The sequence below is a fragment of the Streptomyces sp. TP-A0356 genome (assembly GCF_001417775.1).
Taxonomy (GTDB): domain Bacteria; phylum Actinomycetota; class Actinomycetes; order Streptomycetales; family Streptomycetaceae; genus Streptomyces.
Map to the genome: position 1 here is coordinate 319,862 of NZ_BBZJ01000021.1, position 25,333 is coordinate 345,194.

The following is a 25,333-nucleotide window of genomic DNA, read 5'->3' on the forward strand; positions in this document are numbered from 1 at the left end:
ACGCGCAGCACCTTCGTACGACCCCCGAGGAGCAGCACTCCATGTCCGAGAACCACATCTACGACTACGTCGTCATCGGTGGCGGCACGGCGGGCTCCGTCATCGCCTCCCGCCTCACCGAGAACCCGGACGTCACCGTCGCCGTCATCGAGGGCGGCCCGAGCGACGTCGGCCGCGACGATGTCCTCACCCTGCGCCGCTGGATGGGCCTGCTCGGCGGCGAACTGGACTACGACTACCCGACCACCGAGCAGCCGCGCGGCAACTCGCACATCCGGCACAGCCGCGCCCGTGTGCTCGGCGGCTGCTCCTCGCACAACACGCTGATCGCGTTCAAGCCGCTGCCGTCCGACTGGGACGAGTGGGAGGCGGCCGGCGCCGAGGGCTGGGGCGCCGTCCCGATGGAGGCGTACTACGCCCGGCTGCTCAACAACATCGTCCCGGTGGACGAGAAGGACCGGAACGCGATCGCCCGCGACTTCGTGGACGCGGCGCAGTCGGCGCTCGGCGTCCCGCGCGTCGAGGGCTTCAACAAGAAGCCGTTCACCGAGGGCGCCGGCTTCTTCGACCTCGCCTACCACCCCGAGAACAACAAGCGCTCCAGCGCGTCGGTGGCGTATCTGCACCCAGTGATGGACGAGCGCCCCAACCTGCACATCCTCCTGGAGACCTGGGCGTACCGGCTGGAGCTGGACGGCACCCGCGCCGAGGGCGTGCACGTGCGCACCAAGGACGGCGAGGAGATCCTGGTACGGGCCCGGCGCGAGGTCGTGCTGTGCGCCGGCGCCGTCGACTCCCCGCGGCTGCTGCTGCACTCCGGTATCGGCCCGAAGGCGGACCTGGAGAAGGTCGGCATACCCGTCGTGCATGATCTGCCGGGTGTCGGCGAGAACCTGCTCGACCACCCCGAGTCGGTGATCGTGTGGGAGACGCACGGCCCGATCCCGGAGAACTCCGCGATGGACAGCGACGCCGGGCTCTTCGTGCGCCGGGACCCCGACCACGCGGGACCCGACCTGATGTTCCACTTCTACCAGATCCCCTTCACGGACAACCCGGAGCGCATCGGCTACGAGCGGCCGGAGTTCGGGGTCTCGATGACCCCCAACATCCCCAAGCCGAAGAGCCGGGGCCGCCTCTACCTGAAGAGCGCCGACCCGGACGAGAAGCCCGCGCTCGACTTCCGGTACTTCACGGACGAGGACGACTACGACGGCCGTACCCTCGTCGACGGCATCAGGATCGCCCGCGAGATCGCCAGGACCGAGCCGCTGGCCGGCTGGCTCAAGCGGGAGGTGTGCCCCGGCCCGGGCCTCACCGGTGACGAGGAGCTGAGCGCGTACGCGCGCCAGGTGGCCCACACCGTGTACCACCCGGCGGGCACCTGCCGCATGGGTGCCGAGACCGACGAACAGGCCGTGGTCGACCCGCAGCTGCGCATCCGCGGCCTCGACGGCATCCGCGTCGCCGACGCGTCCGTCTTCCCGACCATGCCCGCCGTCAACCCGATGATCGGGGTGCTGATGGTCGGGGAGAAGGCCGCAGACCTGATCGGAGGCGAGGCCTGATGGCACTCACGGTCCCCACCCGCAAGCCCCCCACCGGCGACTCCGCCGAGGCCCCCGTCTTCTCGGTGGACGGCCTGTGGAAGGTGTTCGGCCCCAAGGCCGACCGCGTCCCGGCCGAGCCCGAACTCGCCGAACTCCCGCCCGCCGACCTGCGTGAACGCACCGGCTGCACGGCCGCCGTCCGTGATGTGGGCTTCGACGTCCACAAGGGCGAGGTGTTCGTCGTCATGGGCCTGTCCGGCTCCGGCAAGTCCACGCTCGTGCGCTGTCTGACCCGGCTGATCGAGCCGACCGCCGGCACGATCGCCATCGACGGCGAGGACGTGCGCGCCATGGACGGGACCCGGCTGCGCGAACTGCGCCGCCACCGGGCCGCGATGGTCTTCCAGCACTTCGGCCTGCTGCCGCACCGCACGGTCCTCGACAACGTCGCGTACGGTCTGGAGATCCAGGGCGTCGGCAGGGCCGAACGCCGCGAGCGCGCCGCCGGTTTCGTCGCCAAGGTCGGCCTGGAGGGCATGGAGCAACGGCGCCCCGCCCAGCTGTCCGGCGGCCAGCGGCAGCGCGTCGGACTGGCCCGCGCGCTCGCCGTCGATCCCGAGGTGCTCCTGTTCGACGAGCCGTTCAGCGCGCTCGACCCGCTGATCCGGCGCGACATGCAGGACGAAGTGGTCCGGCTGCACCGCGAGGAGAGCCGCACGATGGTCTTCATCACGCACGACCTCACCGAGGCCCTCAAGCTCGGCGACCGCATCGCCCTCATGCGCGACGGCCGCATCGTGCAGCTGGGCACCCCGGAGGAGATCGTGGGCTCCCCGGCCGACGACTACGTCCGCGAGTTCGTCCGGGACGTCCCGCGCGAACAGGTCATGACCGTCCGCTCGGCCATGCGCACCGCCTCCGCGGAGGAGGCGGGCGGCGGCCCGGCGGTGTCCCCGGACGCGACGGTGTCGGAGGCGATCGAGGCGGTGGCCCGCACCGGCTGCCCGGCCCGTGTCATGGACGGTGGCCGTTGCCTGGGAGTCGTCGACCACGAGCGGCTGCTCGGCGTCGTGGCCGGAACGGGGCACCCCGGGGAGGCCGGATGATGGCGACCCTCACCGCTCCCGCGCCCCGTACCGCCCTCCCCGGCCTCCTCAAACGCCCTGCGGTCGGCAAGCTCCTCCTGCTCGCGGCCCTCGCGGCGGTGCTCGTCCCCTTGGCGAACGCCCGCTGGGCGAGCGGCAGCTGGCCCCAGGAGCTGACCGTCGACCTCTCCAAGCCGCTGGCCGCCGCCAGCGACTGGATCATCAACAACCGGGACAGCCACCCTCTGTTCCTGTACTTCTTCGGCTACATCAGCAACGCCGTCGTCCTGTCCGTGCGAGCCGTCTACCTCGTGCTGCTCGCGGCCGGCTGGGCGGGCGTGACGGCCGGCGCCGGGCTGCTGGCCTGGCGTGTCGCGGGCGTACGTCTTGCCCTCGGCACGGGGGCCGCGTTCCTCGCCTGCGGTCTGCTCGGCATGTGGGTACCCACCATGCAGACGCTTGCACTCATGGGGGTCGCGGTTCTCGCCTCGGTCGTGCTCGGCGCGCTGCTCGGTCTCGCCGCGGGCCTGTCCGACCGTACGTTCCGTGCCCTGCGCCCCGTCCTCGACACCATGCAGGTGCTCCCGGCGTTCGCCTACCTCCTGCCCGTCGTCCTGGTCTTCGGCATCGGTGTGCCGGCCGCCGTGCTGGCCACCGTGGTCTACGCGGCCCCGCCGATGGCCCGCCTGACCGCGCTGGGCCTGAGGGGCGCCGACGAGGAGGTCCTGGAAGCGGTCGAGTCGCTCGGCACCACCGCCCGTCAGCGCCTGTTCACCGCCCGCCTCCCGCTGGCCCGCAAGGAGCTGCTGCTCGGCCTCAACCAAACGATCATGATGGCGCTGTCCATGGCCGTCATCGCCTCCGTGATCGGCGCGGGCGGTCTCGGTGACCGCGTCTACCAGGCGCTCGCCTCCGTGGACGTCGGCGCCGCGCTCGCCGCGGGCATCCCGATCGTGCTGCTCGCGGTCGTCCTGGACCGGGTCACCGGCGCGGCGGGCGAGGGCCTGCGGGCCGGCGGCCGCGCGGGATGGGCGTACGCCGCCGCCGTGACCGTCGCCGTCGCCGTGGCCGCACGGCTGGCCGGCCGCCTGGACTGGCCGGGGCCGTGGACGGTGCACATCGCCGAGCCGGTGAATCGCGCCGTCGACTGGATGACCGCCCATCTGTACTCGGGCGTCCCCTATGTGGGCGGGACCGCCGACTGGGCGGGCCACTTCACGACCTGGATCCTCGACCCGATGCGCGCCGGACTGCAGTGGCTGCCCTGGTGGGCGGTGCTGTTCGTGGTCGCCGCGCCGGCCTGGCTGATCGGCACCTGGCGCACCGCGCTCACCGCCGTCCTCGCCATGGCCGCCACCGGCGTGCTCGGCGTGTGGAAGCCGTCCCTGGACACGCTGTCCCAGGTGCTGGCGGCCGTCGCCGTCACCCTGGTCATCGGCGTCGGGACCGGGATCGCCGCCGCCCGCAGCGACCGCTTCGAGCGGCTGTTGCGCCCGGTGCTGGACGTGTTCCAGACGATGCCGCAGTTCGTGTATCTGATCCCGGTGGTCGCGCTCCTCGGCGTCGGCCGCGCCCCCGCCGTCGCCGCGGCGATCGTGTACGCGCTCCCGGCCGTCGTCCGGATCACCACCCAGGGTCTGCGCCAGGTCGATCCGGCCGCCCTGGAGTCGGCGCGCTCGCTGGGCGCCACGAGCGTCCAGCAGCTGCGCCAGGTCCAGCTTCCGCTGGCGCGCCCGGCGCTGCTGCTGGCCGTCAACCAGGGCGTGGTCCTGGTGCTCGCCGTCGTCATCATCGGCGGCCTGGTCGGCGGCGGCGCGCTCGGCTACAACGTCGTCTTCGGTCTCGCGCAGGGTGACCTGGCGACCGGTCTGGTGGCCGGCGCGGCGATCGTCTGCCTCGGCCTGATGCTCGACCGGGTGACCCAGCCGACCGAGCGGCGCGCGCAGAAGGGAGCGTGACATGCGTCGTACGCGTACGAAGATCGTGATCGCCCTGGCCGTTCTGGGTCTGACGACCGGCTGCGGCGCGGCGGACATGACCAAGCAGGCCTCGCCGTTCGCGAACGCCCGGGGATCGAGGACCGTGACCCTCTCGGTGCAGTCGTGGGTGGGCGCGCAGGCGAACGTCGCCGTGGCGCAGTACATCCTCGAACACGAGCTCGGCTACCGCGTCGACACCGTCCAGGCCGACGAGGTTCCCGCGTGGGACGCGCTCAGTCAGGGCCGGGTCGACGCCATGCTGGAGGACTGGGGCCACCCCGAGCAGCAGAAGCGGTACGTCGAGGACAAGAAGACGATCGCGCGCGGCGGTGACCTCGGGGTCACCGGGCACATCGGCTGGTTCGTCCCCACCTACCTCGCCCGGCAGCACCCGGACATCACCGACTGGAGGAACCTCGACAAGTACGCGAGCCTCTTCCGCACCCCGGAGAGCGGCGGCAAGGGCCAGCTGTTGGACGGCTCGCCGTCGTACGTCACCAACGACAAGGCGCTGGTGCAGAACCTGAAGCTGAACTACCAGGTGGTCTTCGCGGGTTCGGAGGCGGCGCAGATCACGCAGATGAGGCAGTTCGCGAAGGAGCAGAAGCCCTTCCTCACGTACTGGTACGCGCCGCAGTGGCTCTTCAAGAAGGTCCCCATGACCGAGGTGAAGCTGCCGCCGTACAAGGAGGGCTGCGACGCGGACGCGGCGAAGGTCGCCTGCGCCTACCCGCACACGCCGCTGAAGAAGTACCTGAACGCGGACTTCGCGAAGAGCGGCGGCAAGGCGGCGGCGTTCCTCAAGAAGTTCAGGTGGACGACGGAGGACCAGAACCAGGTCGCCCTGATGATCGCCGACCAGAAGCTGACCCCGGAACAGGCCGCGAAGAAGTGGGTGGACGGCCACGCCTCCACATGGAAGGCGTGGCTGCACTGATCACCCTCGGGCCAGGAGTGCCGCGATCTCGCCGAGCGCGGCCGTCGCACGGCGCTGCAGCCAGGGCCCGAACGTGACGCGGGTGGCCCCGAGTTCACCGAGCTCGGCGGGCGAGGGGCCCACCCCGTCGAGCCAGGCGAACGCGTTGAGCGGACCTTGGATTCCGGCCCGCAGCAGCGGCAGTACGTCCGCCGGGGCGCCGAACGGATAGATGCAGTCGGCGCCCGCGGTGACGTACAACGCGGCCCGCTCGATGGTCTGTTCGGCGGTGGTGGCCCCGTGGTTTCCGCACGCGAACGTGTCGACGCGCGCGTTGACGAACACCTGGTCGCCGGCCGCGGCCCGTACCCCGGCGAGCCAGTCGGCGTGCTCCCGCGGATCCTTGAGGACACCCCCGCGCGAGTCCTCCAGGTTGCAGCCCACGGCCCCCGTCTCCAGCAGCCGCTCCACCAGCTCCTTCGGCGCGAGCCCGTAGCCGTCCTCCAGGTCCGCCGACACCGGCACGTCGACGGCCCGGACGATCCGCGCGACGGCCGCGAACATCTCGTCGGCGGGGGTGGCACCGTCCGCGTACCCGAGCGAGGCCGCGATCCCGGCGCTGGGTGTGGCGAGCGCCGGGAACCCGGCGTCCGCCAGCACCCGCGCGCTCGCCGCGTCCCAGGGGCCGGGCAGGATCAGCGCATCGCCCGGCAGACGGCCCCGGTGCAGGGCCCGGAAGGTCTCGACGCTGTTCACGGTGTACAGCCTCCCGGTGGGATGCGGCGGCCGACCATCAGCCGGTTCCATCCGTTGACGACGGTGATCAGCCCGATCAGCTTCTTCGCGGCCGCGCTCGGCGCGGACATGGCCGTGCCGAGCGCGCGGTCCTGCAGGTTCGTACGGGTCACCCGTGCTGGCCCGGCCGGTAGTGGCCCGGCACCATCCGGGTGGTCACAGCGAACCGGTTCCATGCGTTGATCACCGTGATCGCGGCGATCAGCTGCGCCAGTTCGGCCTCCTCGAAGTGCTTGGCGGCCCGCTCATAGACCTCGTCCGGGACGAATCCGTCCGTGAGTACGGTGACCGCCTCGGTCAGCTCGATCGCCGCGAGCTCCTTCCCGGTGTAGAAGTGCCTCGACTCCTCCCAGGCGCTCAGCTGCACGATCCGCTCGACGCTCTCGCCCGCCGCGAGCGCGTCCTTGGTGTGCATGTCGAGGCAGAAGGCGCAGTGGTTGATCTGCGAGGCGCGGATCTTGACCAGTTCGAGCAGCTTCGGGTCGAGGCCCCGCCGGGCCGCGGCGTCGAGCCGGACCATCGCCTTGTAGGCCTCGGGGGCCTGTCGGGCCCAGTCCAGTCGGGGGGTGTGTTCGGGGGCGTACCCCATGATCTCCTCGGTAGTCATGCCTCGACCCTACGGACGAGGCAGCCCAGAGGTATGGTCCATTTCCATGGCAAGATCCTGGGCCACTTTGGGGGTCGACCTCCATCTCGAACCGACCGGGTCCGGTGTGCGCAAGGGCCTGACGGACGCCCTGCGCGAGGCGGTCCGCAGCGGCCGCCTGGCACCCGGCACGCGCCTGCCGTCGTCCCGTTCGCTCGCCGCCGACCTGGGCATCGCGCGCAACACGGTCGCCGACGCGTACGCCGACCTGGTCGCCGAGGGCTGGCTCACGGCCCGGCAGGGCTCCGGCACCCGGGTGGCCGAGCGCACCCCGCCCGCGCCGCGGACCGCACCCGCCGCGACCCCCGCCCGCGAGCCCGGACGCCCCGCCCACGACCTGATGCCCGGCACCCCCGACCTGGCGTCCTTCCCGCGCGCGGAGTGGCTCAAGGCCGCCCGTCGCGCCCTGACCGCCGCCCCGCACCACGCCCTCGGCTACGGCGATCCGCGCGGCCGCGCCGAACTGCGCACCGCGCTCGCGGAGTACCTGTCCCGGGCACGCGGCGTGCGCGCCGACCCTGAACGGATCATCGTCTGCGCGGGGTTCTCGCACGGTCTGAAGGTGCTCGGCGCGGTACTGGGGGCGCGCGGCGTGCGGAGCGTCGCGGTGGAGTCGTACGGGCTCGACACCCACCGGATGCTGCTGACCGGAGCGGGCCTGGCCACGCTGCCGCTTCCCCTCGACGAACAGGGCACGCGCACCGATGAGCCGACGGGTGCGGGGGCGGTGTTGCTGACCCCGGCGCACCAGTTCCCGCTCGGCCTGCCGCTGCATCCGGACCGGCGGGCCGCGGTCGTGGACTGGGCGCGGCGGACGGGTGGCCTGGTCCTGGAGGACGACTACGACGGCGAGTTCCGCTACGACCGCCAGCCGGTGGGCGCGCTGCAGGGACTGGACCCCGACCACGTGGTGTACCTGGGCACCGCGAGCAAGTCCCTGGCCCCCGGACTGCGCCTGGGCTGGATGGTGCTGCCGCCGGGGCTCGTGGCGGAGGCCGCGGCGGCGAAGGGAAGGGCCGACACATGCGGGGCGCTGGACCAGTTGACGCTGGCGGAGTTCATCACGTCGGGCGCGTACGACCGCCATGTGCGCGCCGCCCGGCTGCGCTACCGGCGGCGCCGTGACGCGCTGGTCCGCGCCCTGGCGAGCCGTGCGCCCGAGGTGCGCGTCACGGGTATCGCGGCGGGCCTGCACGCGGTCCTGCGCCTGCCGCCCGGCACCGAACAAGCGGTGGTCCAGGCGGCGGCATGGCAGGGCCTGGCCGTGCCCGGCCTGTCCCGCTTCCGTCACCCGGACGCCGCCGTCGAGCCGCTGGACGCCCTGGTCGTGGGGTACGGCACCCCGCCGGAGCATGCGTGGGCGGGGGCGCTTGAGGCGTTGTGCAGGGCGCTGCCCTGACGTATGCGCCGCCGCCTCACCCCTCCGCCGCCGGCGCCTCCCCGAAGCGCGCCAGTGCCAGCGCCCCCGCCACCGCGACCAGGAAGCCCAGCACCGCCAGCCAGGCCAGGCCCTCACGGGTACGGTCGCCCAGCCACACCACGCCCACCAGCGCGGGCCCGATCGTCTCGCCGATCACCAGCCCGGCCGTCGCGGTCGTCACCGACCCCCGCTGCAGAGCGGTCGTCAGCAGCAGAAACGCGGCGCCCCCGCCCAGCAGCAGCGCGTACGTCGCCGGATTGGTGAGCAGAACGGACGGCGCGAGCCCGTCGATCAGCCGGACCGCCACCTCGACGACCCCGAACCCGAACCCGGCGCCCAGCCCCAGCAGCAGGGCCCGGCCACGTTCGGGCAGCCGCCCCCCGGCCGGCCCGAGCAGCAGCACGACCGCCGCCGTCGCCAGCATCACGTACTTCAGCGTCGTGGACCCGTCCCGGTGCCCCTCCGCCCCGGACGCCAGCCCCAGCATCGTCAGCCCCGCGCACACCACCGCCACCGCGGACCACTCGCTCCCGGTCAGCCGCACCCGCAGCAGCCGGGCCGCGACCACCGCCGTCACCGCCAGGCTGGACGCGAGCGCCGCTCCCACCGCGTAGATCGGAATGGACCGCAGCGCCGCGATCTGCAGCAGGAATCCGAGCCCGTCCAGCGCGAGCCCCGCGAGATAACGCCACTGCGCGAGCGCCCGCAGCAGCAGCGCGGCGTCGCCGCCCCCGCCCGTACCCGCCGCGCGGGCCGCGACCGCCTGCAACACCGTCGCCGTACCGAAACAGACCGCCGCGCCGAGCGCGCACACCATGCCGAAGAACACGAAGTGACTGTAGGGGACGGCGCAGACGCGGGGGCAGGGGGGAAGACCGGAGCGACGCTCTCCAGTGCGATCACCCTAGATGCCCAGGACGCCGCGCAGCTGGGCGAGCCCCCAGTCCAGGTCCTCCTTGGTGATGACGAGCGGCGGGGCGATGCGGATCGTGGACCGGTGGGTGTCCTTCACCAGAACGCCCCGGTCCATGAGCTTCTCGCAGATCTCCCGTCCCGTCCCGTACCTGGGATGGATGTCCACGCCCGCCCACAGCCCGCGCCCACGCACCTCGCTCACGCGGCCCGTGCCGGTCAGCGCGCCCAGCTCGCGGTGCAGATGCTCGCCGAGCTCCGCGGCCCGCGCCTGGTACTCGCCGGACCGCAGCATCGCCATGACCTCCAGCGCCACCGCGCAGGCCAGCGGGTTCCCGCCGAAGGTCGACCCGTGCTCGCCGGGCCGGAAGACCCCGAGCACCTCGGCGCTCGACACCACCGCCGACACCGGCACGATCCCGCCGCCGAGCGCCTTCCCGAGCACGTAGACGTCCGGCACGACCCCCTCGTGCTCGCAGGCGAAGGTCCGCCCCGTGCGGCCGAGTCCGGACTGGATCTCGTCGGCCACGAAGAGCACGTTCCGCTCACGCGTCAGCTCCCGCACCGCCGGCAGATACCCGGCCGGCGGCACCAGCACCCCCGCCTCGCCCTGGATCGGCTCCAGCAGCACCGCCACCGTGTTCTCCGTCATCGCCGAGCGCATCGCGGTGAGGTCCCCGTACGGAACGATCTCGAAGCCCGGCGTGTACGGGCCGAAGTCCGCGCGCGCCTCCGGATCGGTGGAGAAGCTGATGATCGTCGTCGTACGGCCGTGGAAGTTGTTGGCCGCCACCACGATCTTCGCCATCTCGGCGGGCACGCCCTTGACCCGGTAACCCCACTTGCGGGCCGTCTTCACCGCGGTCTCCACCGCCTCGGCGCCCGTGTTCATCGGCACCACCATCTCCATGCCGCACAGCTCGGCCAGCTGCGCGCAGAAGTCGGCGAACCGGTCGTGGTGGAACGCCCGTGACGTCAGCGTCACCCGTTCCATCTGCGCCCTGGCCGCGTCGAGGAGCCGCCGGTTGCCGTGGCCGAAGTTCAGCGCCGAGTAACCGGCCAGCAGATCGAGGTAGCGGCGCCCCTCCACGTCGGTCATCCAGGCCCCGTCCGCCGTCGCCACGACGACCGGCAGGGGGTGGTACGTGGGTGCGCTGTGGGCCTCTGCCGCGGCGATGAGGCTGTCGATGGTGCTCACGGGGCTCCCCTTCCGGCCGTACGAGGACGTGTACCGCCCTTCCTATCCTCGCTCGCATGGTGGACGCGGGAACCTGGCCGTCCGGGGCGCCCGGTAGGCTGACCGGCGGGCCGTGACTGGCGCGCTGGGATGGGACCGACCATCGGGGAGCGGCCCGGAGTCAAGCGATCGTGTGCCGTGCGCCTGGGCCAGCCGTGTACGCCGAACGCACGTTGTCCGGAGGTCCCCATGCCAGAGCAGCCCCTCTCCACCGAGTCCACCGCCTTCCGCGCCGCCCTCGATGTCATTCGCGCGGTGGAGCCGCGCGTCGCCGACGCCATCGGCCAGGAGGTCGCCGACCAGCGTCAGATGCTCAAGCTGATCGCCTCCGAGAACTACGCCTCCCCGGCCACGCTGCTGGCCATGGGCAACTGGTTCAGCGACAAGTACGCCGAGGGCACCGTCGGCCGCCGCTTCTACGCGGGCTGCCGCAACGTCGACACGGTCGAGTCGCTCGCCGCCGAGCACGCCAAGGAGCTCTTCGGCGCCCGCCACGCCTACGTCCAGCCGCACTCCGGCATCGACGCCAACCTCGTGGCCTTCTGGGCCGTCCTCGCCCAGCGCGTCGAGGCCCCCGCCCTGGAGAAGGCGGGCGTCCGCCAGGTCAACGAGCTCTCCGAGGAGGACTGGGCCGAGCTGCGCCGCGCCTTCGGCAACCAGCGCATGCTCGGCATGTCCCTGGACGCGGGCGGCCACCTCACCCACGGCTTCCGCCCGAACATCTCCGGCAAGATGTTCGACCAGCGCTCCTACGGCACCGACCCGGCCACCGGGCTCATCGACTACGAGGCCCTGCGCGCCTCCGCCCGCGAGTTCAAGCCGCTGATCATCGTGGCGGGCTACTCGGCCTACCCGCGTCTGGTGAACTTCCGGATCATGCGGGAGATCGCCGACGAGGTCGGCGCGACGCTGATGGTGGACATGGCCCACTTCGCGGGCCTGGTCGCGGGCAAGGTCCTCACCGGGGACTTCGATCCGGTTCCGCACGCCCAGATCGTGACGACGACGACCCACAAGTCGCTGCGCGGCCCGCGTGGCGGCATGGTCCTGTGCGACGACTCCCTCAGGGACCAGGTCGACCGGGGCTGCCCGATGGTGCTCGGCGGCCCGCTCCCGCACGTCATGGCCGCGAAGGCCGTGGCGCTGGCGGAGGCCCGGCAGGACTCCTTCCGTGACTACGCCCAGCGGATCGTGGACAACTCCCGGGCGCTGGCCGAGGGCCTGCTGCGCCGCGGCGCCACGCTCGTGACGGGCGGTACCGACAACCATCTGAACCTGATCGACGTGGCCTCCTCCTACGGCCTGACCGGCCGCCAGGCGGAAGCCGCCCTGCTGGAGTCGGGCATCGTCACCAACCGCAACGCCATCCCGGCCGACCCGAACGGCGCCTGGTACACCTCCGGCATCCGCATCGGCACGCCCGCGCTGACCACCCGCGGCCTGGGCGCGGCGGAGATGGACGAGATCGCGGCCCTGATCGACCGCGTCCTCACCACCGCCGTCCCCGGCACGACGAGCAAGGGGACACCGTCCAAGGCTCAGCACGTCCTGGACTCGAAGATCGCGGACGAGATCGCCCACCAGGCCTCCGACCTGGTGTCGGGCTTCCCGCTGTACCCGGAGATCGACCTCGGCTGAGGCCGAGGCCGGGGCCGGGGCGTCCCTCAGTCACCCCAGCTCGCCAAGATCGATCAGTTCGCTGCGCGGCTCCGGTGGCGGCCCGCCCTCCCGGCGGGCCGCCATCCGCCGCACCACGAGCGTTCCCCCGACACCCAGGGCCAGCCCGGCCCCGAGCCCCAGGGCCCCCCACAGCAAGGTGCCGGAGGAGCCGTCCTGGACCGCGTCGGAGGGCTGACCGAACAGCCCGCCCTTCTCCAAGCGGTCGAACGCCGATCGCGACACCCGACGCCACCTCACGTCACCGTCGGAGGCGTCCGGCGCCGGACCCGACCGGACCCACGCCGTCCCGTCCGGCGCCAGGAACACCTGATCCTGGCGCTCGATGGCCACGTCGCCCCCCGGCGCCCGCCTGGTGTACGGCCACCCCCCGATCCCGGTCAGCGCCCACACCACGGTGGCCCGCACCCGGGGATACCGTCCCCGGACCCAGGCATCGGGCACCCGCTCCGTCCCGCTCTGCGACGGGGACAAGAGCTGCCACAGCAGCGCGAAGTCCCGGTCCCCGGAGCGCAGTGTCGTCGTACGGCCGGTGCCGTTGGCCACGACGAGCGCCAGATCCGGTATGTCCTTGCTCACGGCCTCCGCCGGGGCGGCGGCCCCCGCCACCCCCGTCAGTGCCGCGACCGTCACCACCAGCGACGCCACCAGCCTGCCCAGCCCGCGCACGCGGTCCCCTCCCTCTCCTGTCCTCTTGTTGCACCGCCGGTGACGATTCGGTCCGCAGCTGTTGCCCACCAGTTCCGGACCGACCCCGCGAACCTGAGAGAATGGTGAGCATGGCTTCAGACCGCCCGCCCGTCTCCCACCGCCACCCTCAGGGGAATGGCTCCGCGATGCAGCGCCCTCTTCGGGTGCTCTCCGGGATCCAGCCCACCGCCGGCTCGTTCCACCTTGGCAACTACCTCGGCGCCGTTCGTCAGTGGGTGGCCCTGCAGGAGACCCACGACGCGTTCTACATGGTCGTCGACCTGCACGCGATCACTGTCCCGCAGGACCCGAAGGACCTGCGGGACAACACCCGCCTGGCCGCCGCCCAGCTGCTCGCGGCCGGGCTCGACCCGGAGCGGTGCACGCTCTTCGTGCAGAGCCATGTTCCCGAGCACGCCCAGCTCGCCTGGGTCATGAACTGCCTCACCGGCTTCGGCGAGGCGAGCCGCATGACCCAGTTCAAGGACAAGTCCGCCAAGCAGGGCGCCGACCGCGCGAGCGTCGGTCTGTTCACCTACCCGATCCTCCAGGTCGCCGACATCCTGCTCTACCAGGCCAACGAGGTGCCGGTCGGCGAGGACCAGCGTCAGCACATCGAGCTGACCCGCGACCTCGCCGAGCGTTTCAACGGCCGCTTCGGCGAGACCTTCACGGTCCCGCGCCCGTACATCCTCAAGGAGACGGCGAAGATCTACGACCTGCAGGACCCGTCGATCAAGATGAGCAAGTCGGCCTCCACGCCCAAGGGCCTGATCAACCTGCTCGACGAGCCGAAGAGCACCGCCAAGAAGGTCAAGAGCGCCGTCACGGACACGGACACCGTCATCCGGTACGACGTGGAGCACAAGCCGGGCATCAGCAATCTGCTGACCATCTACTCGACCCTCACCGGAACCGGTATCGCGGAACTGGAGCAGATGTACGCCGGCAAGGGCTACGGTGCGCTCAAGACGGACCTCGCCGAGGTCATGGTCGACTTCGTGACGCCGTTCCGGGAGCGCACCCAGCAGTATCTGGACGACCCGGAGACGCTGGACTCGATCCTGGCCAAGGGCGCGGAGAAGGCGCGCGCCGTCGCCGCGGAGACCCTTTCACAGGCGTACGACAGAGTGGGCTTCCTGCCCGCCAAGCACTGACCCGCCGCAGCGCCCCGACGCGCCATGGAGTGCTGCACTCCACTCCGTCTGCGCCTGCCCGAGGGCACGCGCCCGGCCTTACAGTCGGAAGCCGAACACCGCAGCGGCAGGCGCCCCTGCCGCCCCAGACAACAGCACGACGACAGGAGACGACGTGGGGACCGTAACGATCGGAGTGTCGATCGCGGTCCCGGAGCCTCACGGCAGCCAGCTCCAGGAGCTGCGCGAGGGCTTCGGCGACGCCGCGGCGCCGTGCATCCCCACGCATGTCACCCTGCTGCCGCCGACGGAGGTCGACGCCGACGAGCTGCCCGCGATCCAGGCGCACCTCACCGAGGTCGCGGCGGCCGGTCGCCCCTTCCCGATGCGGCTGTCCGGGACGGGCACGTTCCGGCCCCTGTCTCCCGTGGTCTATGTCCGGGTCGTCGAGGGCGCCGAGGCGTGTGAGTGGCTGCAGAAGCAGGTTCGCGACGCCTCCGGCCCGGTGGCGCGCGAGCTGCTCTTCCCCTACCACCCGCACGTCACGGTGGCGCACGGCATCGACGAGGCGGCGATGGACCGGGCGTACGAGGAGCTCGCCGACTACGAGGCCGAGTGGCCGTGCACGGGCTTCGCGCTGTACGAGCAGGGCGCGGACGGCATGTGGCGCAAGCTGAGCGAGTTCCCCTTCGGGAGCGCGGTGGTGCCGCCGCAGGCGAACGCGACCCGTGAGGGGCGCGCGGAACTGTGCGACCGGCCACAGACGGCCTGCAGCTGACGAACGCCCCGTCCGCCGGGTGGGTCGGACACCGTCTAGAGGGACAGCCGGCGGAACAGCGCCCGCGGCACGTGCCGCACGGCCGACATGACCAGCCGCAGAGCGCCGGGCACCCACACCACTTCCGAGCGTCTGCGCAGTCCCAGCTCGATCGCGGTGGCGACCGCCTCCGGTGTGGTGGCCAGCGGCCCCTCCTCCCGCGCGGCCACCTGACGGGTACGGACGGAGGCGGGACGCACGACCATGACGTGTACGCCGGTGCCGTACAGCGCGTCGCCCAGGCCCTGGGCGAACGCGTCGAGCCCCGCCTTGCTGGAGCCGTAGATGAAGTCGGAGCGGCGGGCCCGTTCACCGGAGGCCGACGACAGCACCACCAGCGAGCCATGGCCCTGCGCCTGGAGCGCACCCGCGCACACCAGACCTGCCGAGACCGCGCCCGTGTAGTTGGTCTGTGCGACTCGTGCCGCGGCCACCGGGTCGCGCTCGTCGGTCGCCTGGTCCCCGAGCACACCGAACGCGAGGAGCACCAGGTCGATGTCGCCCTCCGCGAACACCTTGCCCAGGGCGCTCTCGTGGCCCTCGGGGTCGAGCGCGTCGAAGGCGACGGTCCGGGTGTCGGCACCGAGCGCACGCAGGTGCCCGGCGGCCCTCTCCAGCTCGGGGGAGGGGCGCCCGGCCAGCCATACGGTACGGGCGCGCCGGGTGATGAGGCGGCGCGCGGTGGCCAGCGCGATCTCGGACGTGCCGCCGAGGATCAGCAGGGACTGGGGAGTGCCGAAGGCGTCCTTGTGGGCAGGCATGGCCATGACCGTAGCATTACAAAAGGGATATAACTCGCCAATGCCTCCACCTTCCTGCGGCTCCTCACTGAAATGGGCGAGTGGGGGCACTCGGTCTTCCGCGCAGGATCAGACGGAGGGTCTGGAGGGGAGATTCGGATCATGGACTGGCTGAAGAGACTCCCCGGCATCGGACCCTTGGTCACCCGGCTCATGGCCACCCACGCCTGGCGTTCGTACGAACGCCTCGACCGGGTGAAGTGGACCCGCCTCGCCGCCGCCATGACGTTCATCAGCTTCGTGGCCCTCTTCCCGTTGCTCACCGTCTCCGCCGCGATCGGCGCCGCGACGCTCAGCGAGTCCCAGCAGAACAAGCTGCAGCGCAAGATCGCCGAGCAGTTCCCCGGCATCTCCGACCAGCTCGACATCCACGGCCTGGTCCAGAACGCCGGCACCGTCGGGGTCATCGCCGGTGCCGCGCTGCTGTTCACCGGCATCGGCTGGGTCGGCCAGGTGCGCGACTGCCTGCGCGCGGTGTGGGAGCTGCCGGACGGAGACCAGAACCCGGTGCTGCGCGTGGTCAAGGACGCCGTGGTGCTCATCGGCCTGGGCGGAGCGATCCTCGTGACCATCGCCACGTCCACCGTCGCCACCGCGCTGGTCGACTGGGCGGCCGGGCAGCTCGGCCTCGGCAGGGGCGGCTGGGGGAGCCTGCTGCTGCGGATCGCCGCCTTCGCCGTCGCCGTCCTCGCCGACTTCCTGGTGCTGCTGTACGTCCTCACGCTGCTGCCCGGCGTGGAACCCCCGCGGCGCCGGCTGCTGACCGCCGCCCTGATCGGCGCGGTCGGATTCGAACTGCTCAAACAGCTGCTCAGCGGCTATATCCAGGGCGTCGCCTCGAAGAGCATGTACGGGGCCTTCGGAGTGCCGGTCGCGTTGCTGCTGTGGATCAACTTCACCGCGAAGCTCGTGCTGTTCTGCGCCGCCTGGACGGCGACGCAGAGCAACGGAGCCGAGAAGGTCAGGGGCGCGTCCGGCGGCGTACCAGATCAGGCAGCGGCCAGCGGCGGTTGACCAGGAAGACGCCCGCGGCGAGCAGCGCCACCACAGCGCCCGCGACACCGAGCGCCACGCCCATGCCGCCGGAGCCGCCGCGTACCGACGCGGCCACCGGCCTGGCGGACTCCCTGCCCGCCCCCGTGGACGGGTTCGCGCCGGGCTGCCCGCCCGTCTGTGCGCCCCTCGGGGCGACGAGCTCGCCCACCGGCCGTACCTTGCCCGCCGCGGCGAAGCCCCAGTCGAACAGCCGGGCGGTCTCCTTGTAGACCTCGTTGTGCTCGTTCTTCTCGGGGTGCATGACCGTGACGAGCAGTACCCTGCCGTCGCGCTCGGCGACGCCCGTGAAGGTCGCGCCCGCGTTGGTGGTGTTGCCGTTCTTCACGCCGGCTATGCCCCGGTACGGCGTCATGTCGAAGTCACCGGCCAGCAGCCGGTTGGTGTTCTGGATCTCGAAGGACCCGCGGGTCTTCTTGCCCTTCTTCTCCGTGGTCTCGCCCGGGAACTGCGCCCGCACCGTCGAGCAGTACTCCCGGAAGTCCTTCTTCTGCATCCCGGAGCGGGCGAACAGCGTCAGGTCGTACGCCGAGGACACCTGTCCGTCGGCGTCGTAGCCGTCCGGGCTGACCACGTGCGTGTCCAGGGCCTGGAGCTCCTCGGCGTGCGCCCGCATGTCCTTGACGGTCTGTTCGACGCCGTGGTTCATCGCGGACAGCACGTGCACGGCGTCGTTGCCGGAGCGCAGGAAGACGCCGAGCCACAGGTCGTGGACCGTGTAGGTCTCGCCCTCCTTGATCCCGACCATGCTGGACCCGGAGCCGATGCCGGCCAGGTCGGCGGGGACCACCTTGTGCTCCTCGCTCCCCGGGAACCTGGGCAGCACGGTGTCGGCGAACAGCATCTTCAGCGTGCTCGCCGGGGGCAGCCGCCAGTGCGCGTTGTGGGCGGCCAGGACCTCACCCGACTCGGCGTCGGCGACGATCCAGGAACGGGCGGTGAGGTCCTTCGGAAGCACCGGGGCGCCGTTGCCGAGGTTCACCTGCGTGCCCGGGCGGCCCAGCAGCGCGCCGCCGAGCGTCGACATCACGGCGGGGGGCGTGGCCGGGGGCGACACGGCCGGGCTGCGCGGAGCCCCGAACGCGGTGGCGGGCGCGGCGAGGGAGAGGGAGAGGGACAACAGGGCGGCGGAGGCGACCGGCAGGCGGCGCCCGGCGATCTTCTTGAGGGCGGACACGGCCGCGAAAGTACCGGTCACGGGGCGCGAAGTCCCGTCGTATTCCGGTCGGTCCGTGGCCAGAAGCCCCGGGCGGTGCTCCCCACCCCGCAGGGAGCGACCCGGGGAGAGAGGCGATACTGAACGTATGAAGCTCAGCCGCCCCATCTCCTGGTTCCTGCTCGCCTTCGGGGTGTGGAGCTGGATCATTTGGGTCACTTTCGTCAAGAATCTGTGGAAGGACGCCAGCGGACTCGCGTTCGATGACGCGGGGAATCCGACGGCGTACTTCTGGGTCCATCTGACGCTCGCCGTCGTCTCCTTTGTCTTGGGGACTGTCATCGGCGTCATCGGGTTGCGCGGACTGCGCGCGCTGCGGCGAAAGTCATAGCGGAAGGACGGGCACACGCACGGCGGTCGTCGTCCTGGCGCTGGTCGCTCTACCCCGTTCCGGCCGCGCTCACGGCGCTGCACTGGTACGCGCGGCACCGACTGGCCCGGCACCAGGGGAAGGGGCCTCGCCCGCCGCGTGCTCCGCGGCCCCGCCGTGCAGCGCGTCACGGTCCGCTGGCCAAACCGCCGCGCTCACGGAAGGCTTCCGCATCGCGGTGGTCAGCGACATCCACCTGGGCCCTGCCCTCGGCCGGGGCTTCGCCCAGCGCGTGGCCGACACGATCAACTCGGCCCAGCCCGATCTGACCGCCGTCGGGGGCGAACTGGTCGACGGCAGCGTCAAGGACTGGGGCCCGGCGGCGGCTCCGCCGGCGCAGCTGAGGGCGCGTCACGGCAGCTACTTCGTCGCCGGGAACCACGAGCAACTCTCCGGCGCCCGGCTGCACGCGTCCCGCGGCGCGGGCGCCTGGGGGCCGCCGACGCGGGGCGGAGCGCCCTCGGACGTCACGGTCGTGGAGCTGGCGTCGAAGCGGGCGTGAGCCCCCCCGTCAGCGCTGAAACGGCGTCGAAACACCCCGACGGTAAGTTCTTTCTCATCTCGCCAGATCCCTCTTCCCCCGGCTGAAACACTTGTGATTAGGTGATCCGCGCCACAGGGGAGTGGTATGCGCTGAGGGCCTGGGGAGGGGCGCCGATGCGATCGGTTCGCATGCGGATTCTCGCGACTGTGCTGGTACTGGCGGGCGTGGCAGTGGGCGGGTGGCAGTTGCTTCCGGCCAAGGAGAACACCAACAGGACCATCACGGTCGGCACGACGGACGCCGTCACGTCGCTCGATCCGGCGGGGGCCTACGACGCCGGATCCTGGGCGCTGTTCAGCAATGTCTTCCAGTCGCTGCTCACCTTCGAACCCGACGGCGTGGTGCCCGTGCCGGACGCCGCGGAGAGCTGTGCCTTCGTGGGGACGGACCTGCGGACGTATCGCTGCACCCTCCGCAAGGGCCTCACGTTCCCCAGTGGGCGCACCATGACGGCCGAGGACGTCAAGTACTCCTTCGACCGGGTCAAGCGCATCAACTCCGACGTCGGCCCCGCGAGCCTGCTCTCCACCCTCGCCTCGGTCGACGCCCAGGGGCTCACCGTCACCTTCCATCTGTCCTCGCCCGACGCGACCTTCCCGTTCAAGGTGGCCACCGGCGCCGGCTCGATCGTCGACCGCACCACGTACCCGCGCAGCGCGCTGCGCACCGACAACGGGGCCGACGGCACCGGGCCGTACGCCCTGACGGCGTACACGAAGGACAAGGAGGCCGTCCTCGCGCGCAACACGCGCTACCAGGGCGACGTCAAGGACGCGGGGCGGCCGGTCGTGCTGCGCTACTACGGCGATCCCGCCGCCCTGGAGAAGGCGTGGAAGGCCAAGGAGGTCGACGTCGCCACGCGCCAGCTGCCGCCGGCGGTGCTCGCCGGTCTCTCGCCGAGCGACCCCAACCAGCGCGTCAGCGCGACCGACAGCGCCGAGATCCGCAACCTGGTCCTCGACACCGCCGCCGCATCGCCGCTGCACGACCGCCGCGTCCGGCAGGCCGTCGCCGCGCTGATCAACCGCGAGGAACTGGTCAGCAGGGTCTACGAGGGCACCACCGAACCGCTCTACTCGCTCATCCCGGCGGCCATCACCGGGCACACCACCTCCTTCTTCGACGCCTATCCCAAGCCCGACGCCGCCAAGGCCCGTGCCCTGCTCACCGCGGCGGGCGTCCACACGCCCGTCCACTTCACCTACGGCTACGCCAAGGGCCGCGGCGCCGCCGCCGAGGAGGCCGCGGAGCTGAAGCGGCAGCTGGAGGCGAGCGGGCTGTTCGCCGTGGACGTCAAGGGCTACGAGTGGACCGACTTCCAGAAGCGTTACGCGAGCGGAGAGTTCGCCGCGTACGCCGTCGGCTGGGTCGCCGACTTCCCCGACCCCGACACCTTCAGCGCCCCGCTCGTCGGCACCGGCAACAGCATGAAGAACGGCTACGGCGACAAGGGCGTCGACGGGCTGATCCTGGACAGCCAGCGGTACTCGGACCGCAGCCGGGCCGCCGCGGACTTCCAGCAGATGCAGGGGATCGTGGCGCGGGACGTCCCGCTGATTCCGCTGTGGCAGCGCAAGGAGTACGTGGTCAGCAGCGCGGACGTCGGCGGCGGACAGTACCTGTCGGACGGCACCGGCGTCTTCCGCCTCTGGCGGCTCGGCTGGATCTGACGTACGGCCACGGCGCCGCACCCGAGCATCCTCACGGCCGTACGCTCACCGGCGGTCCCGGTCGTGCCCCCGCCGGCAGCGTGACGGTCACCGCCAGCCCCTCGCCCGGCGCCGTACGCACCCCCACCTCGCCGCCGTGGGCCCTCACCACGCCCTGCACGATCGCCAGCCCGAGCCCGCTGCCCGCACCCCCGCCCGCGCGGAAGAAGCGGTCGAAGACACGCGCCGCGTCCTCCTGCGCGAGCCCCGGCCCCTCGTCCGCGACGCACACCCGCACCACCCCGTCCGCGCGCTCCAGACCGAGCCGTACCGGGACGTCGGCGGGTGTGTGGACGCGGACGTTCGCCACGAGGTTGCCCAGTACCTGTCGAAGCCCGGACTCGTCGGCCCGGACGAGCAGCGCACCGTCCGCGGACACCGTCACCGGACGGTCCGGCTGCTGGGCCCGCAGGTCCGCAGCGGCGTCCCGCACCAGACGGCTCAGATCGACGTTCCTGAGGCGGAGTTCGGGCTGCTGGTCGAGGCGGGCGAGGGTGAGCAGCTCGTCGACCAGACGGCCCATCCGGTCGGCTTCCGCCATCATCCGCTCCCAGGACCGCTTGCGCTCGTCCGGATCGGTCAGCATCCCCTTGTCGTACAGCTGGAGATAGCCGCGTATCGCCGACAGCGGGGTGCGCAGCTCGTGCGAGGCGTCCGCGACGAAGCGGCGCAGCTGGGCGGCGCTGTGCTCGCGCGTCCGGTACGCCGACTCGACCTGGTGGAGCATGGAGTTGAGGGCGGTGCGCAGCTGCTCGACCTCCAGGGAGGTCTCCTTGCTGGAGGGCACGCGCCGGGTCAGATCGCCCTCCGCGATCGCCGACGACGTCTCCACCATGTCCTCCAGCGGCCGCATCCGCCGGCTCACGCTGATCATCGTCAGCACGCCGAGCAGCGCCAGCAGCAGGGTCCCGATGGTGAGGTCGAGTCTGAGCGCCTGGGCCACGCCCTTGTGCAGTACGCCGGTGGAGCGGGCGAGCAGTACGCACGTGCCGTCGGCGAGCCGTACCCCGGTCACCCGGTAGGGGTCGTCGCGCAGCTGGATGTCGCGCGGCTGCCGGTCCGCCACGAGTGCGGCCGCGTCGCCGACGGCGGAGGCGAGCGCCTGCTGGGCGGCGGTCGGCCGCAGACCGGCGATGGTGAGCACCGTGCCGTGTCCGTCGACGGCGGCGAAGACGGTGTCCGGGTTCGGCGAGTCGTCGCTGTGCGGCAGCAGCCGGTCCCGGACGACCGTCGACGCGGCCAGGGTATCGAGCTGTTGCATCGTCAGATGCGAAGTCTCCAGCGCTCGACGGGACTTGGTGAGCTCCGCGTCCACCTGCCCGAGCACGTAGTGCCGCATGCCCATCAGGCTGATGGCCGTCGCCGCGACGATGCCGAGCGCCAGCAGCCCCACGTTCGCCAGCGTCAGCTTGGCCCGCAGCGACCGGGTGCCGCGCGGCCGTCGCGGCCGGGCAGGCCTGAGGAACGTCATGCCAGCCCGTATCCCACACCCCGCCGCGTGGTGATCACCGGCGGTCCGAGCGTGTCCAGCTTGCGGCGCAGATAGCTGATGTACGTCTCGACGACCGTCGACTCGGGCGGTGCGTGCTCGTACTGCCACACATGGCGCAGCAGTTGTTCCTTGGGCACGATCCGTCCGCCGTTGCGCACCAGGAAGCGCAGCAGCGCGTACTCGGTGGGGGTGAGCTCGACCGTGCGGCCCGCACGGTGCACCGAGTACGTCGTCTCGTCCAGCTCCAGGTCGCCGTAGCGCAGCGGCGGGCGCTGCGGCAGGACGTCGGCGGGGCGCGTGCGGCGCAGAACGGCCCGTACGCGGGCGATCACCTCGTCGATGTTGAACGGCTTGGTGATGTAGTCGTCGCCGAAGCCGAGCGCGCCGACGACCTCGGCGGGCGCGTCGCGGGCGGTGACGAAGACCAGCGCCAGATCCGGCCGCCCGGCGCGCAGTTCGCGGCCCAGCGCGCGGCCGTCGCCGTCCGGCAGCATCACGTCCAGGAGGGCCGCGTCGGGCCGGGTGCGGTCGGCGAGCGCGAGCGCCTCGCGCGCGGTGCCCGCGGTCATCACCTCGAAGCGGTGGTAGCGCAGGGCGATCGCGAGGACGTCGGCGATGCTCTCCTCGTCCTCGACGACGAGGACGGTGGCCTCCTCGTGCGCTGCCTCGTTGGTGGTCATGTGCCCAGTATCCGTACCCGCCCGCGCCCGCGGGCGGGCGCGCGCTTTGGAGTTCCTTGAGAGTCGGGGCGGGCCGTGTCCAGCCGCGCCCGCCACTGCCGATCCTGGTGGTCAGGACCCGGGGGACCCGACGAAGGAGCGTAGAGCGTGACGACATTGGCGCGGTGGTGCTACCGACACCGGCTACCGGTCCTGTTGCTGTGGTTGGGGGCACTGGTGGGCGTGGGCGCGGCGGCGTCCGCCGGAGGGACGAACTACGCGAACGTCTTCTCCCTCCCCGACACCGACTCCAAGACGGCGTACGACCTGATGGAGCAGGCCTTCCCGAAGGCCGCGGGCGACACCGACACGGTGGTCTGGAAGGTCGACCACGGGTCGGTGCGGGACGCGTCGGTACGGTCGCGGATCGAGCCCGCGCTGGCCGAGATCGCGGGGATGACGGGGGTCGGCGCGGTCAGCGGCCCGTACTCGGGCCCCCGGGGAGCGGCGCAGATCAGCCGGGACGGAAGCATCGCGTACGCGCAGCTCACCTTCACCGAGCGGGCCAACGCCGTGCCCAAGCAGCTGGTGCAGCACGTCGTGGACACCGCGCGGGGCGCGGAACGACCCGGCCTCACCGTCGAGTTGGGCGGCCAGGCGATCACCCGGATCCAGCAGCCGCCCGCCGGACTGTCCGAGACGGTCGGCGTCGCGGCGGCGGCCGTCGTCCTGTTCCTCGCCTTCGGCTCGCTCTTCGCGATGCTGCTCCCGATCGCCGTCGCGGTCTTCGGCGTCGGCATCGGGCTGTTCTCCACCCAGCTGATCAGCCATGTCACGGACGTGCCCGACATCGCCCCGCTGCTCGCCTCGCTGATCGGACTCGGCGTCGGCATCGACTACGCCCTGTTCATCGTCACCCGGCACCGGCGCGGCATCCTGCGCGGTCTGGACCCGGAGGAGTCGGCGGTCGCCGCGCTCAACACCTCCGGCCGGGCGGTGCTGTTCGCGGGCGGCACGGTGTGCATCGCGCTCGCCGGGATGCTCGTGACGAACCTGCGCTTCCTGGACGGCGTGGTCATCGGCACCTCGCTCACCGTCGTGCTGAGCGTGCTCGCGGCCGTCACCCTGCTGCCGGCGCTGCTCGGACTCCTCGGTCCCCGGGTGCTCAGCCGCCGGCAGCGGCGGCGGCTCGCCGAGCGCGGACCCGAGGACGAGACGGCGAGCAGTCTGGCCGCGCGGTGGTCCGGCACGGTGCAGAAGCGTCCGCGGTCGATCGCCGCGCTCGCCGTGGTGGTCATGGCCGCGCTCGCGCTGCCCGTGCTGTCGCTGCGGCTGGGCGCCACCGACCAGGGCAACGACGACGCGTCGACGACGACCCGGAAGGCGTACGACCTGCTCGCCGAGGGCTTCGGCCCCGGCTTCAACGGGCCGCTGCAGGTGGTCGCCGTCGCCGGGGACATGCCCACGCTGGTCAAGGACCTCCAGGGCACCCACGGGGTCGCCCGGGTCGCGGCGCTGCCGCCCGCGCACGGCGTCACCGTCATCCAGGTCGTCCCCACCACCTCGCCGCAGTCCGAGGAGACGGACCGGCTCATCGACACCCTGCGCGACAGGGTGATCCCGAAGGCGGGCGCGACCGCCCACGTCGGCGGTGTCACGGCGGTCTCGAAGGACTTCGCGTCCGTCACGGGCGAGCGCCTGCCGTACTTCATCGCGACCATCGTCGGTCTCGGCTTCCTGCTCCTGCTGATCGCCTTCCGCTCGCTCGTCGTGCCGCTGACGGCCGCCGTGATGAACCTGATCGCCGCCGCCTCGTCCTTCGGTGTCCTCGTCGCGGTCTACCAGTGGGGCTGGGGCCTGGACCTGCTGGGCCTCGGCAAGGCGGGGCCGATCCAGGCCTTCCTGCCGATCATCATGCTCTCCCTCCTCTTCGGGCTGTCGATGGACTACCAGGTGTTCCTGGTGAGCCGGATGCACGAGGAGTGGGTGCACACCGGGGACAACGCCCGCGCGGTCCGGGTGGGCCTCGCGGAGACCAGCCGGGTCATCAACTCCGCGGCCCTGATCATGGTCTGCGTCTTCCTCGCCTTCGTGCTGAGCGGCAACTCGGGCGCGGCGATGGCGGGCGTCGGTCTCGCGGCGGCGGTCGCGCTGGACGCGTTCGTCCTGCGGACGGCGCTGGTGCCCGCGGTGATGCATCTGCTCGGCCGGGCCAACTGGTGGCTGCCGGCCCGGCTGGAGCGCCGTCTGCCGCATCTGGCGGTGGAGCCGCGCGAGGAGCAACCCCAACAGGCCCCGCGGCCGGGCGCGAGTGCGGTGCACGGTTTCGTACGGGACACTGAGGGCGACCCCGTCCAGGGCGCGGCCGTCACGCTGCTGTCGAAGGGCGGGCGCCAACTGGAGCGGGTCCTGTCCCTGGCCGACGGCTCCTACATCCTCCCGGTTCCGGCACCGGGCACCTACCTCGTGGCGGCGACGGCACCCTCGTACGGCTCCCGCGCGGGGCATGTGGTCGTCGAGGACGGGCCGCTGGTGTACGACGTCGAGTTGGTGGCGGGCGAGGTGGACGCGGTCAATCAGCCTGCGGCCGACCGGCCTTGAGGATCGCGTCGAGAACGCGAGTGGGCCCC

22 protein-coding genes, 1 pseudogene and 1 riboswitch are annotated in these 25,333 nt (G+C 72.0%); of the genes and pseudogenes, 13 read left to right on the plus strand and 10 right to left on the minus strand.

Translation table 11 applies throughout. The features are described from left to right. Positions 1 to 41: 41 nt before the first annotated feature. The 4 genes from ASC56_RS22350 to ASC56_RS22365 are packed head-to-tail and all read left to right on the plus strand — an operon-like array spanning position 42 to position 5,551. Positions 42 to 1,568, plus strand: a complete 1,527-nt coding sequence (locus ASC56_RS22350; RefSeq protein ID WP_055493266.1) for a GMC family oxidoreductase — start codon at positions 42 to 44, stop codon at positions 1,566 to 1,568. Further along, positions 1,568 to 2,656 (plus strand): glycine betaine/L-proline ABC transporter ATP-binding protein, encoded by a 1,089-nt coding sequence (locus tag ASC56_RS22355; protein WP_055493267.1) that lies wholly within the window; start codon positions 1,568 to 1,570, stop codon positions 2,654 to 2,656. Before ASC56_RS22350 ends, ASC56_RS22355 begins: the two co-directional genes overlap by 1 nt. Beyond that, entirely contained in the window at positions 2,656 to 4,593 is a 1,938-nt protein-coding gene (locus tag ASC56_RS22360; RefSeq protein WP_055493268.1) for a proline/glycine betaine ABC transporter permease, read from the plus strand. Before ASC56_RS22355 ends, ASC56_RS22360 begins: the two co-directional genes overlap by 1 nt. Position 4,594: 1 nt before the next feature. Continuing rightward, positions 4,595 to 5,551, plus strand: coding sequence for an ABC transporter substrate-binding protein (locus ASC56_RS22365; protein ID WP_055493269.1), 957 nt, complete (start codon positions 4,595 to 4,597; stop codon positions 5,549 to 5,551). On the opposite strand, the gene ASC56_RS22370 is transcribed toward ASC56_RS22365, so the two are convergent. Genes ASC56_RS22370 through ASC56_RS22375 form a run of 3 tightly spaced genes read right to left on the minus strand, consistent with a single transcriptional unit; the run spans position 5,552 to position 6,932 of the window. Then, a complete protein-coding gene (locus ASC56_RS22370; protein ID WP_371330234.1) occupies positions 5,552 to 6,337 on the minus strand; it encodes an isocitrate lyase/phosphoenolpyruvate mutase family protein in 786 nt (261 codons plus the stop codon). After that, entirely contained in the window at positions 6,283 to 6,438 is a 156-nt protein-coding gene (locus ASC56_RS42050; protein WP_234377018.1) for a hypothetical protein, read from the minus strand. The genes ASC56_RS22370 and ASC56_RS42050 overlap by 55 nt, the downstream gene beginning before the upstream one ends. Next, a complete protein-coding gene (locus ASC56_RS22375; RefSeq protein WP_055493271.1) occupies positions 6,435 to 6,932 on the minus strand; it encodes a carboxymuconolactone decarboxylase family protein in 498 nt (165 codons plus the stop codon). The genes ASC56_RS42050 and ASC56_RS22375 overlap by 4 nt, the downstream gene beginning before the upstream one ends. Before the next feature lie 46 nt (positions 6,933 to 6,978). Here ASC56_RS22375 and ASC56_RS22380 point away from each other — a divergent pair, with 46 nt between their 5' ends. Continuing rightward, positions 6,979 to 8,370, plus strand: coding sequence for a PLP-dependent aminotransferase family protein (locus ASC56_RS22380; RefSeq protein WP_055493272.1), 1,392 nt, complete (start codon positions 6,979 to 6,981; stop codon positions 8,368 to 8,370). Positions 8,371 to 8,386: 16 nt separating this feature from the next. Here ASC56_RS22380 and ASC56_RS22385 read toward each other — a convergent pair whose 3' ends face one another. Beyond that, complete coding sequence (locus ASC56_RS22385; protein WP_055493390.1) at positions 8,387 to 9,208, minus strand: hypothetical protein; 822 nt, start codon at positions 9,206 to 9,208, stop codon at positions 8,387 to 8,389. Positions 9,209 to 9,295: 87 nt separating this feature from the next. Continuing rightward, the gene (rocD, locus tag ASC56_RS22390; protein ID WP_055493273.1) at positions 9,296 to 10,501 is read right to left on the minus strand and encodes an ornithine--oxo-acid transaminase; all 1,206 of its coding nucleotides are present in this window, start codon (positions 10,499 to 10,501) and stop codon (positions 9,296 to 9,298) included. A 102-nt stretch (positions 10,502 to 10,603) separates the two neighbouring features. Then, positions 10,604 to 10,697, plus strand: a riboswitch (ZMP/ZTP riboswitch). A 32-nt stretch (positions 10,698 to 10,729) separates the two neighbouring features. Here rocD and ASC56_RS22395 point away from each other — a divergent pair. Then, a complete protein-coding gene (locus ASC56_RS22395) occupies positions 10,730 to 12,178 on the plus strand; it encodes a glycine hydroxymethyltransferase (protein ID WP_055493274.1) in 1,449 nt (482 codons plus the stop codon). Positions 12,179 to 12,208: 30 nt separating this feature from the next. Here ASC56_RS22395 and ASC56_RS22400 read toward each other — a convergent pair whose 3' ends face one another. Then, a complete protein-coding gene (locus tag ASC56_RS22400; RefSeq protein WP_234377024.1) occupies positions 12,209 to 12,877 on the minus strand; it encodes a hypothetical protein in 669 nt (222 codons plus the stop codon). 176 nt (positions 12,878 to 13,053) lie between these two features. On the opposite strand from ASC56_RS22400, the gene trpS reads away from it, so the two are divergent. Next, a complete protein-coding gene (gene trpS / locus ASC56_RS22405) occupies positions 13,054 to 14,064 on the plus strand; it encodes a tryptophan--tRNA ligase (protein WP_055493275.1) in 1,011 nt (336 codons plus the stop codon). Between the two features lie 154 nt (positions 14,065 to 14,218). Next, entirely contained in the window at positions 14,219 to 14,821 is a 603-nt protein-coding gene (locus ASC56_RS22410; RefSeq protein WP_055493276.1) for a 2'-5' RNA ligase family protein, read from the plus strand. A 35-nt stretch (positions 14,822 to 14,856) separates the two neighbouring features. On the opposite strand, the gene ASC56_RS22415 is transcribed toward ASC56_RS22410, so the two are convergent. Further along, positions 14,857 to 15,621 carry a decaprenylphospho-beta-D-erythro-pentofuranosid-2-ulose 2-reductase gene (locus ASC56_RS22415; protein WP_107309326.1) on the minus strand — a complete coding sequence of 255 codons (765 nt, stop codon included), beginning with the start codon at positions 15,619 to 15,621 and terminating at the stop codon, positions 14,857 to 14,859. A 141-nt stretch (positions 15,622 to 15,762) separates the two neighbouring features. Between ASC56_RS22415 and ASC56_RS22420 the strand changes: the two genes are divergently transcribed. Beyond that, positions 15,763 to 16,674, plus strand: a complete 912-nt coding sequence (locus tag ASC56_RS22420) for a YihY/virulence factor BrkB family protein (protein ID WP_055493278.1) — start codon at positions 15,763 to 15,765, stop codon at positions 16,672 to 16,674. On the opposite strand, the gene ASC56_RS22425 is transcribed toward ASC56_RS22420, so the two are convergent. Beyond that, the gene (locus ASC56_RS22425) at positions 16,622 to 18,079 is read right to left on the minus strand and encodes a D-alanyl-D-alanine carboxypeptidase (RefSeq protein WP_234377019.1); all 1,458 of its coding nucleotides are present in this window, start codon (positions 18,077 to 18,079) and stop codon (positions 16,622 to 16,624) included. The two genes, ASC56_RS22420 and ASC56_RS22425, sit on opposite strands and share 53 nt — an antisense overlap. Between ASC56_RS22425 and ASC56_RS42055 the strand changes: the two genes are divergently transcribed. The 3 genes and pseudogenes from ASC56_RS42055 (at position 18,018) to ASC56_RS22440 (ending at position 20,513) form a co-directional block, all read left to right on the plus strand. Then, a complete protein-coding gene (locus tag ASC56_RS42055; RefSeq protein ID WP_055493279.1) occupies positions 18,018 to 18,260 on the plus strand; it encodes an SCO4848 family membrane protein in 243 nt (80 codons plus the stop codon). The two genes, ASC56_RS22425 and ASC56_RS42055, sit on opposite strands and share 62 nt — an antisense overlap. A gap of 69 nt (positions 18,261 to 18,329) precedes the next feature. Continuing rightward, positions 18,330 to 18,801 (plus strand): annotated as a pseudogene (locus ASC56_RS22435) (metallophosphoesterase); the annotation flags it as partial. Positions 18,802 to 18,956: 155 nt separating this feature from the next. Beyond that, a complete protein-coding gene (locus ASC56_RS22440; protein ID WP_055493281.1) occupies positions 18,957 to 20,513 on the plus strand; it encodes an ABC transporter substrate-binding protein in 1,557 nt (518 codons plus the stop codon). Between the two features lie 31 nt (positions 20,514 to 20,544). Here the strand turns inward: ASC56_RS22440 and ASC56_RS22445 are convergent, their stop codons facing one another. Beyond that, entirely contained in the window at positions 20,545 to 22,023 is a 1,479-nt protein-coding gene (locus ASC56_RS22445; protein ID WP_055493282.1) for a cell wall metabolism sensor histidine kinase WalK, read from the minus strand. Then, on the minus strand, positions 22,020 to 22,724 hold the full coding sequence (locus ASC56_RS22450) for a response regulator transcription factor (RefSeq protein ID WP_055493283.1): 705 nt from the start codon (positions 22,722 to 22,724) through the stop codon (positions 22,020 to 22,022). Before ASC56_RS22450 ends, ASC56_RS22445 begins: the two co-directional genes overlap by 4 nt. 156 nt (positions 22,725 to 22,880) lie before the next feature. Here ASC56_RS22450 and ASC56_RS22455 point away from each other — a divergent pair, with 156 nt between their 5' ends. Beyond that, on the plus strand, positions 22,881 to 25,304 hold the full coding sequence (locus ASC56_RS22455; RefSeq protein ID WP_055493284.1) for an MMPL family transporter: 2,424 nt from the start codon (positions 22,881 to 22,883) through the stop codon (positions 25,302 to 25,304). The last annotated feature ends 29 nt before the right edge of the window (positions 25,305 to 25,333 follow it).

Excerpts from the sequence above, each read along its gene's own strand:
- ASC56_RS22440 (WP_055493281.1), top strand. The coding sequence starts at position 18,957 with ATGCGATCGGTTCGCATGCGGATTCTCGCGACTGTGCTGGTACTGGCG.
- ASC56_RS22360 (WP_055493268.1), top strand. The coding sequence starts at position 2,656 with ATGGCGACCCTCACCGCTCCCGCGCCCCGTACCGCCCTCCCCGGCCTC.
- ASC56_RS22450 (WP_055493283.1), bottom strand. The coding sequence starts at position 22,724 with ATGACCACCAACGAGGCAGCGCACGAGGAGGCCACCGTCCTCGTCGTC.
- ASC56_RS22380 (WP_055493272.1), top strand. The coding sequence starts at position 6,979 with ATGGCAAGATCCTGGGCCACTTTGGGGGTCGACCTCCATCTCGAACCG.
- ASC56_RS22385 (WP_055493390.1), bottom strand. The coding sequence starts at position 9,208 with ATGGTGTGCGCGCTCGGCGCGGCGGTCTGTTTCGGTACGGCGACGGTG.
- trpS (WP_055493275.1), top strand. The coding sequence starts at position 13,054 with ATGCAGCGCCCTCTTCGGGTGCTCTCCGGGATCCAGCCCACCGCCGGC.
- ASC56_RS22350 (WP_055493266.1), top strand. The coding sequence starts at position 42 with ATGTCCGAGAACCACATCTACGACTACGTCGTCATCGGTGGCGGCACG.
- ASC56_RS22365 (WP_055493269.1), top strand. The coding sequence starts at position 4,595 with ATGCGTCGTACGCGTACGAAGATCGTGATCGCCCTGGCCGTTCTGGGT.
- ASC56_RS22425 (WP_234377019.1), bottom strand. The coding sequence starts at position 18,079 with ATGATCCAGCTCCACACCCCGAAGGCGAGCAGGAACCAGGAGATGGGG.
- ASC56_RS22370 (WP_371330234.1), bottom strand. The coding sequence starts at position 6,337 with ATGGAACCGGCTGATGGTCGGCCGCCGCATCCCACCGGGAGGCTGTAC.
- ASC56_RS22445 (WP_055493282.1), bottom strand. The coding sequence starts at position 22,023 with ATGACGTTCCTCAGGCCTGCCCGGCCGCGACGGCCGCGCGGCACCCGG.
- ASC56_RS22375 (WP_055493271.1), bottom strand. The coding sequence starts at position 6,932 with ATGACTACCGAGGAGATCATGGGGTACGCCCCCGAACACACCCCCCGA.
- ASC56_RS22420 (WP_055493278.1), top strand. The coding sequence starts at position 15,763 with ATGGACTGGCTGAAGAGACTCCCCGGCATCGGACCCTTGGTCACCCGG.
- ASC56_RS22395 (WP_055493274.1), top strand. The coding sequence starts at position 10,730 with ATGCCAGAGCAGCCCCTCTCCACCGAGTCCACCGCCTTCCGCGCCGCC.
- ASC56_RS22415 (WP_107309326.1), bottom strand. The coding sequence starts at position 15,621 with ATGCCTGCCCACAAGGACGCCTTCGGCACTCCCCAGTCCCTGCTGATC.
- ASC56_RS22355 (WP_055493267.1), top strand. The coding sequence starts at position 1,568 with ATGGCACTCACGGTCCCCACCCGCAAGCCCCCCACCGGCGACTCCGCC.
- ASC56_RS42055 (WP_055493279.1), top strand. The coding sequence starts at position 18,018 with ATGAAGCTCAGCCGCCCCATCTCCTGGTTCCTGCTCGCCTTCGGGGTG.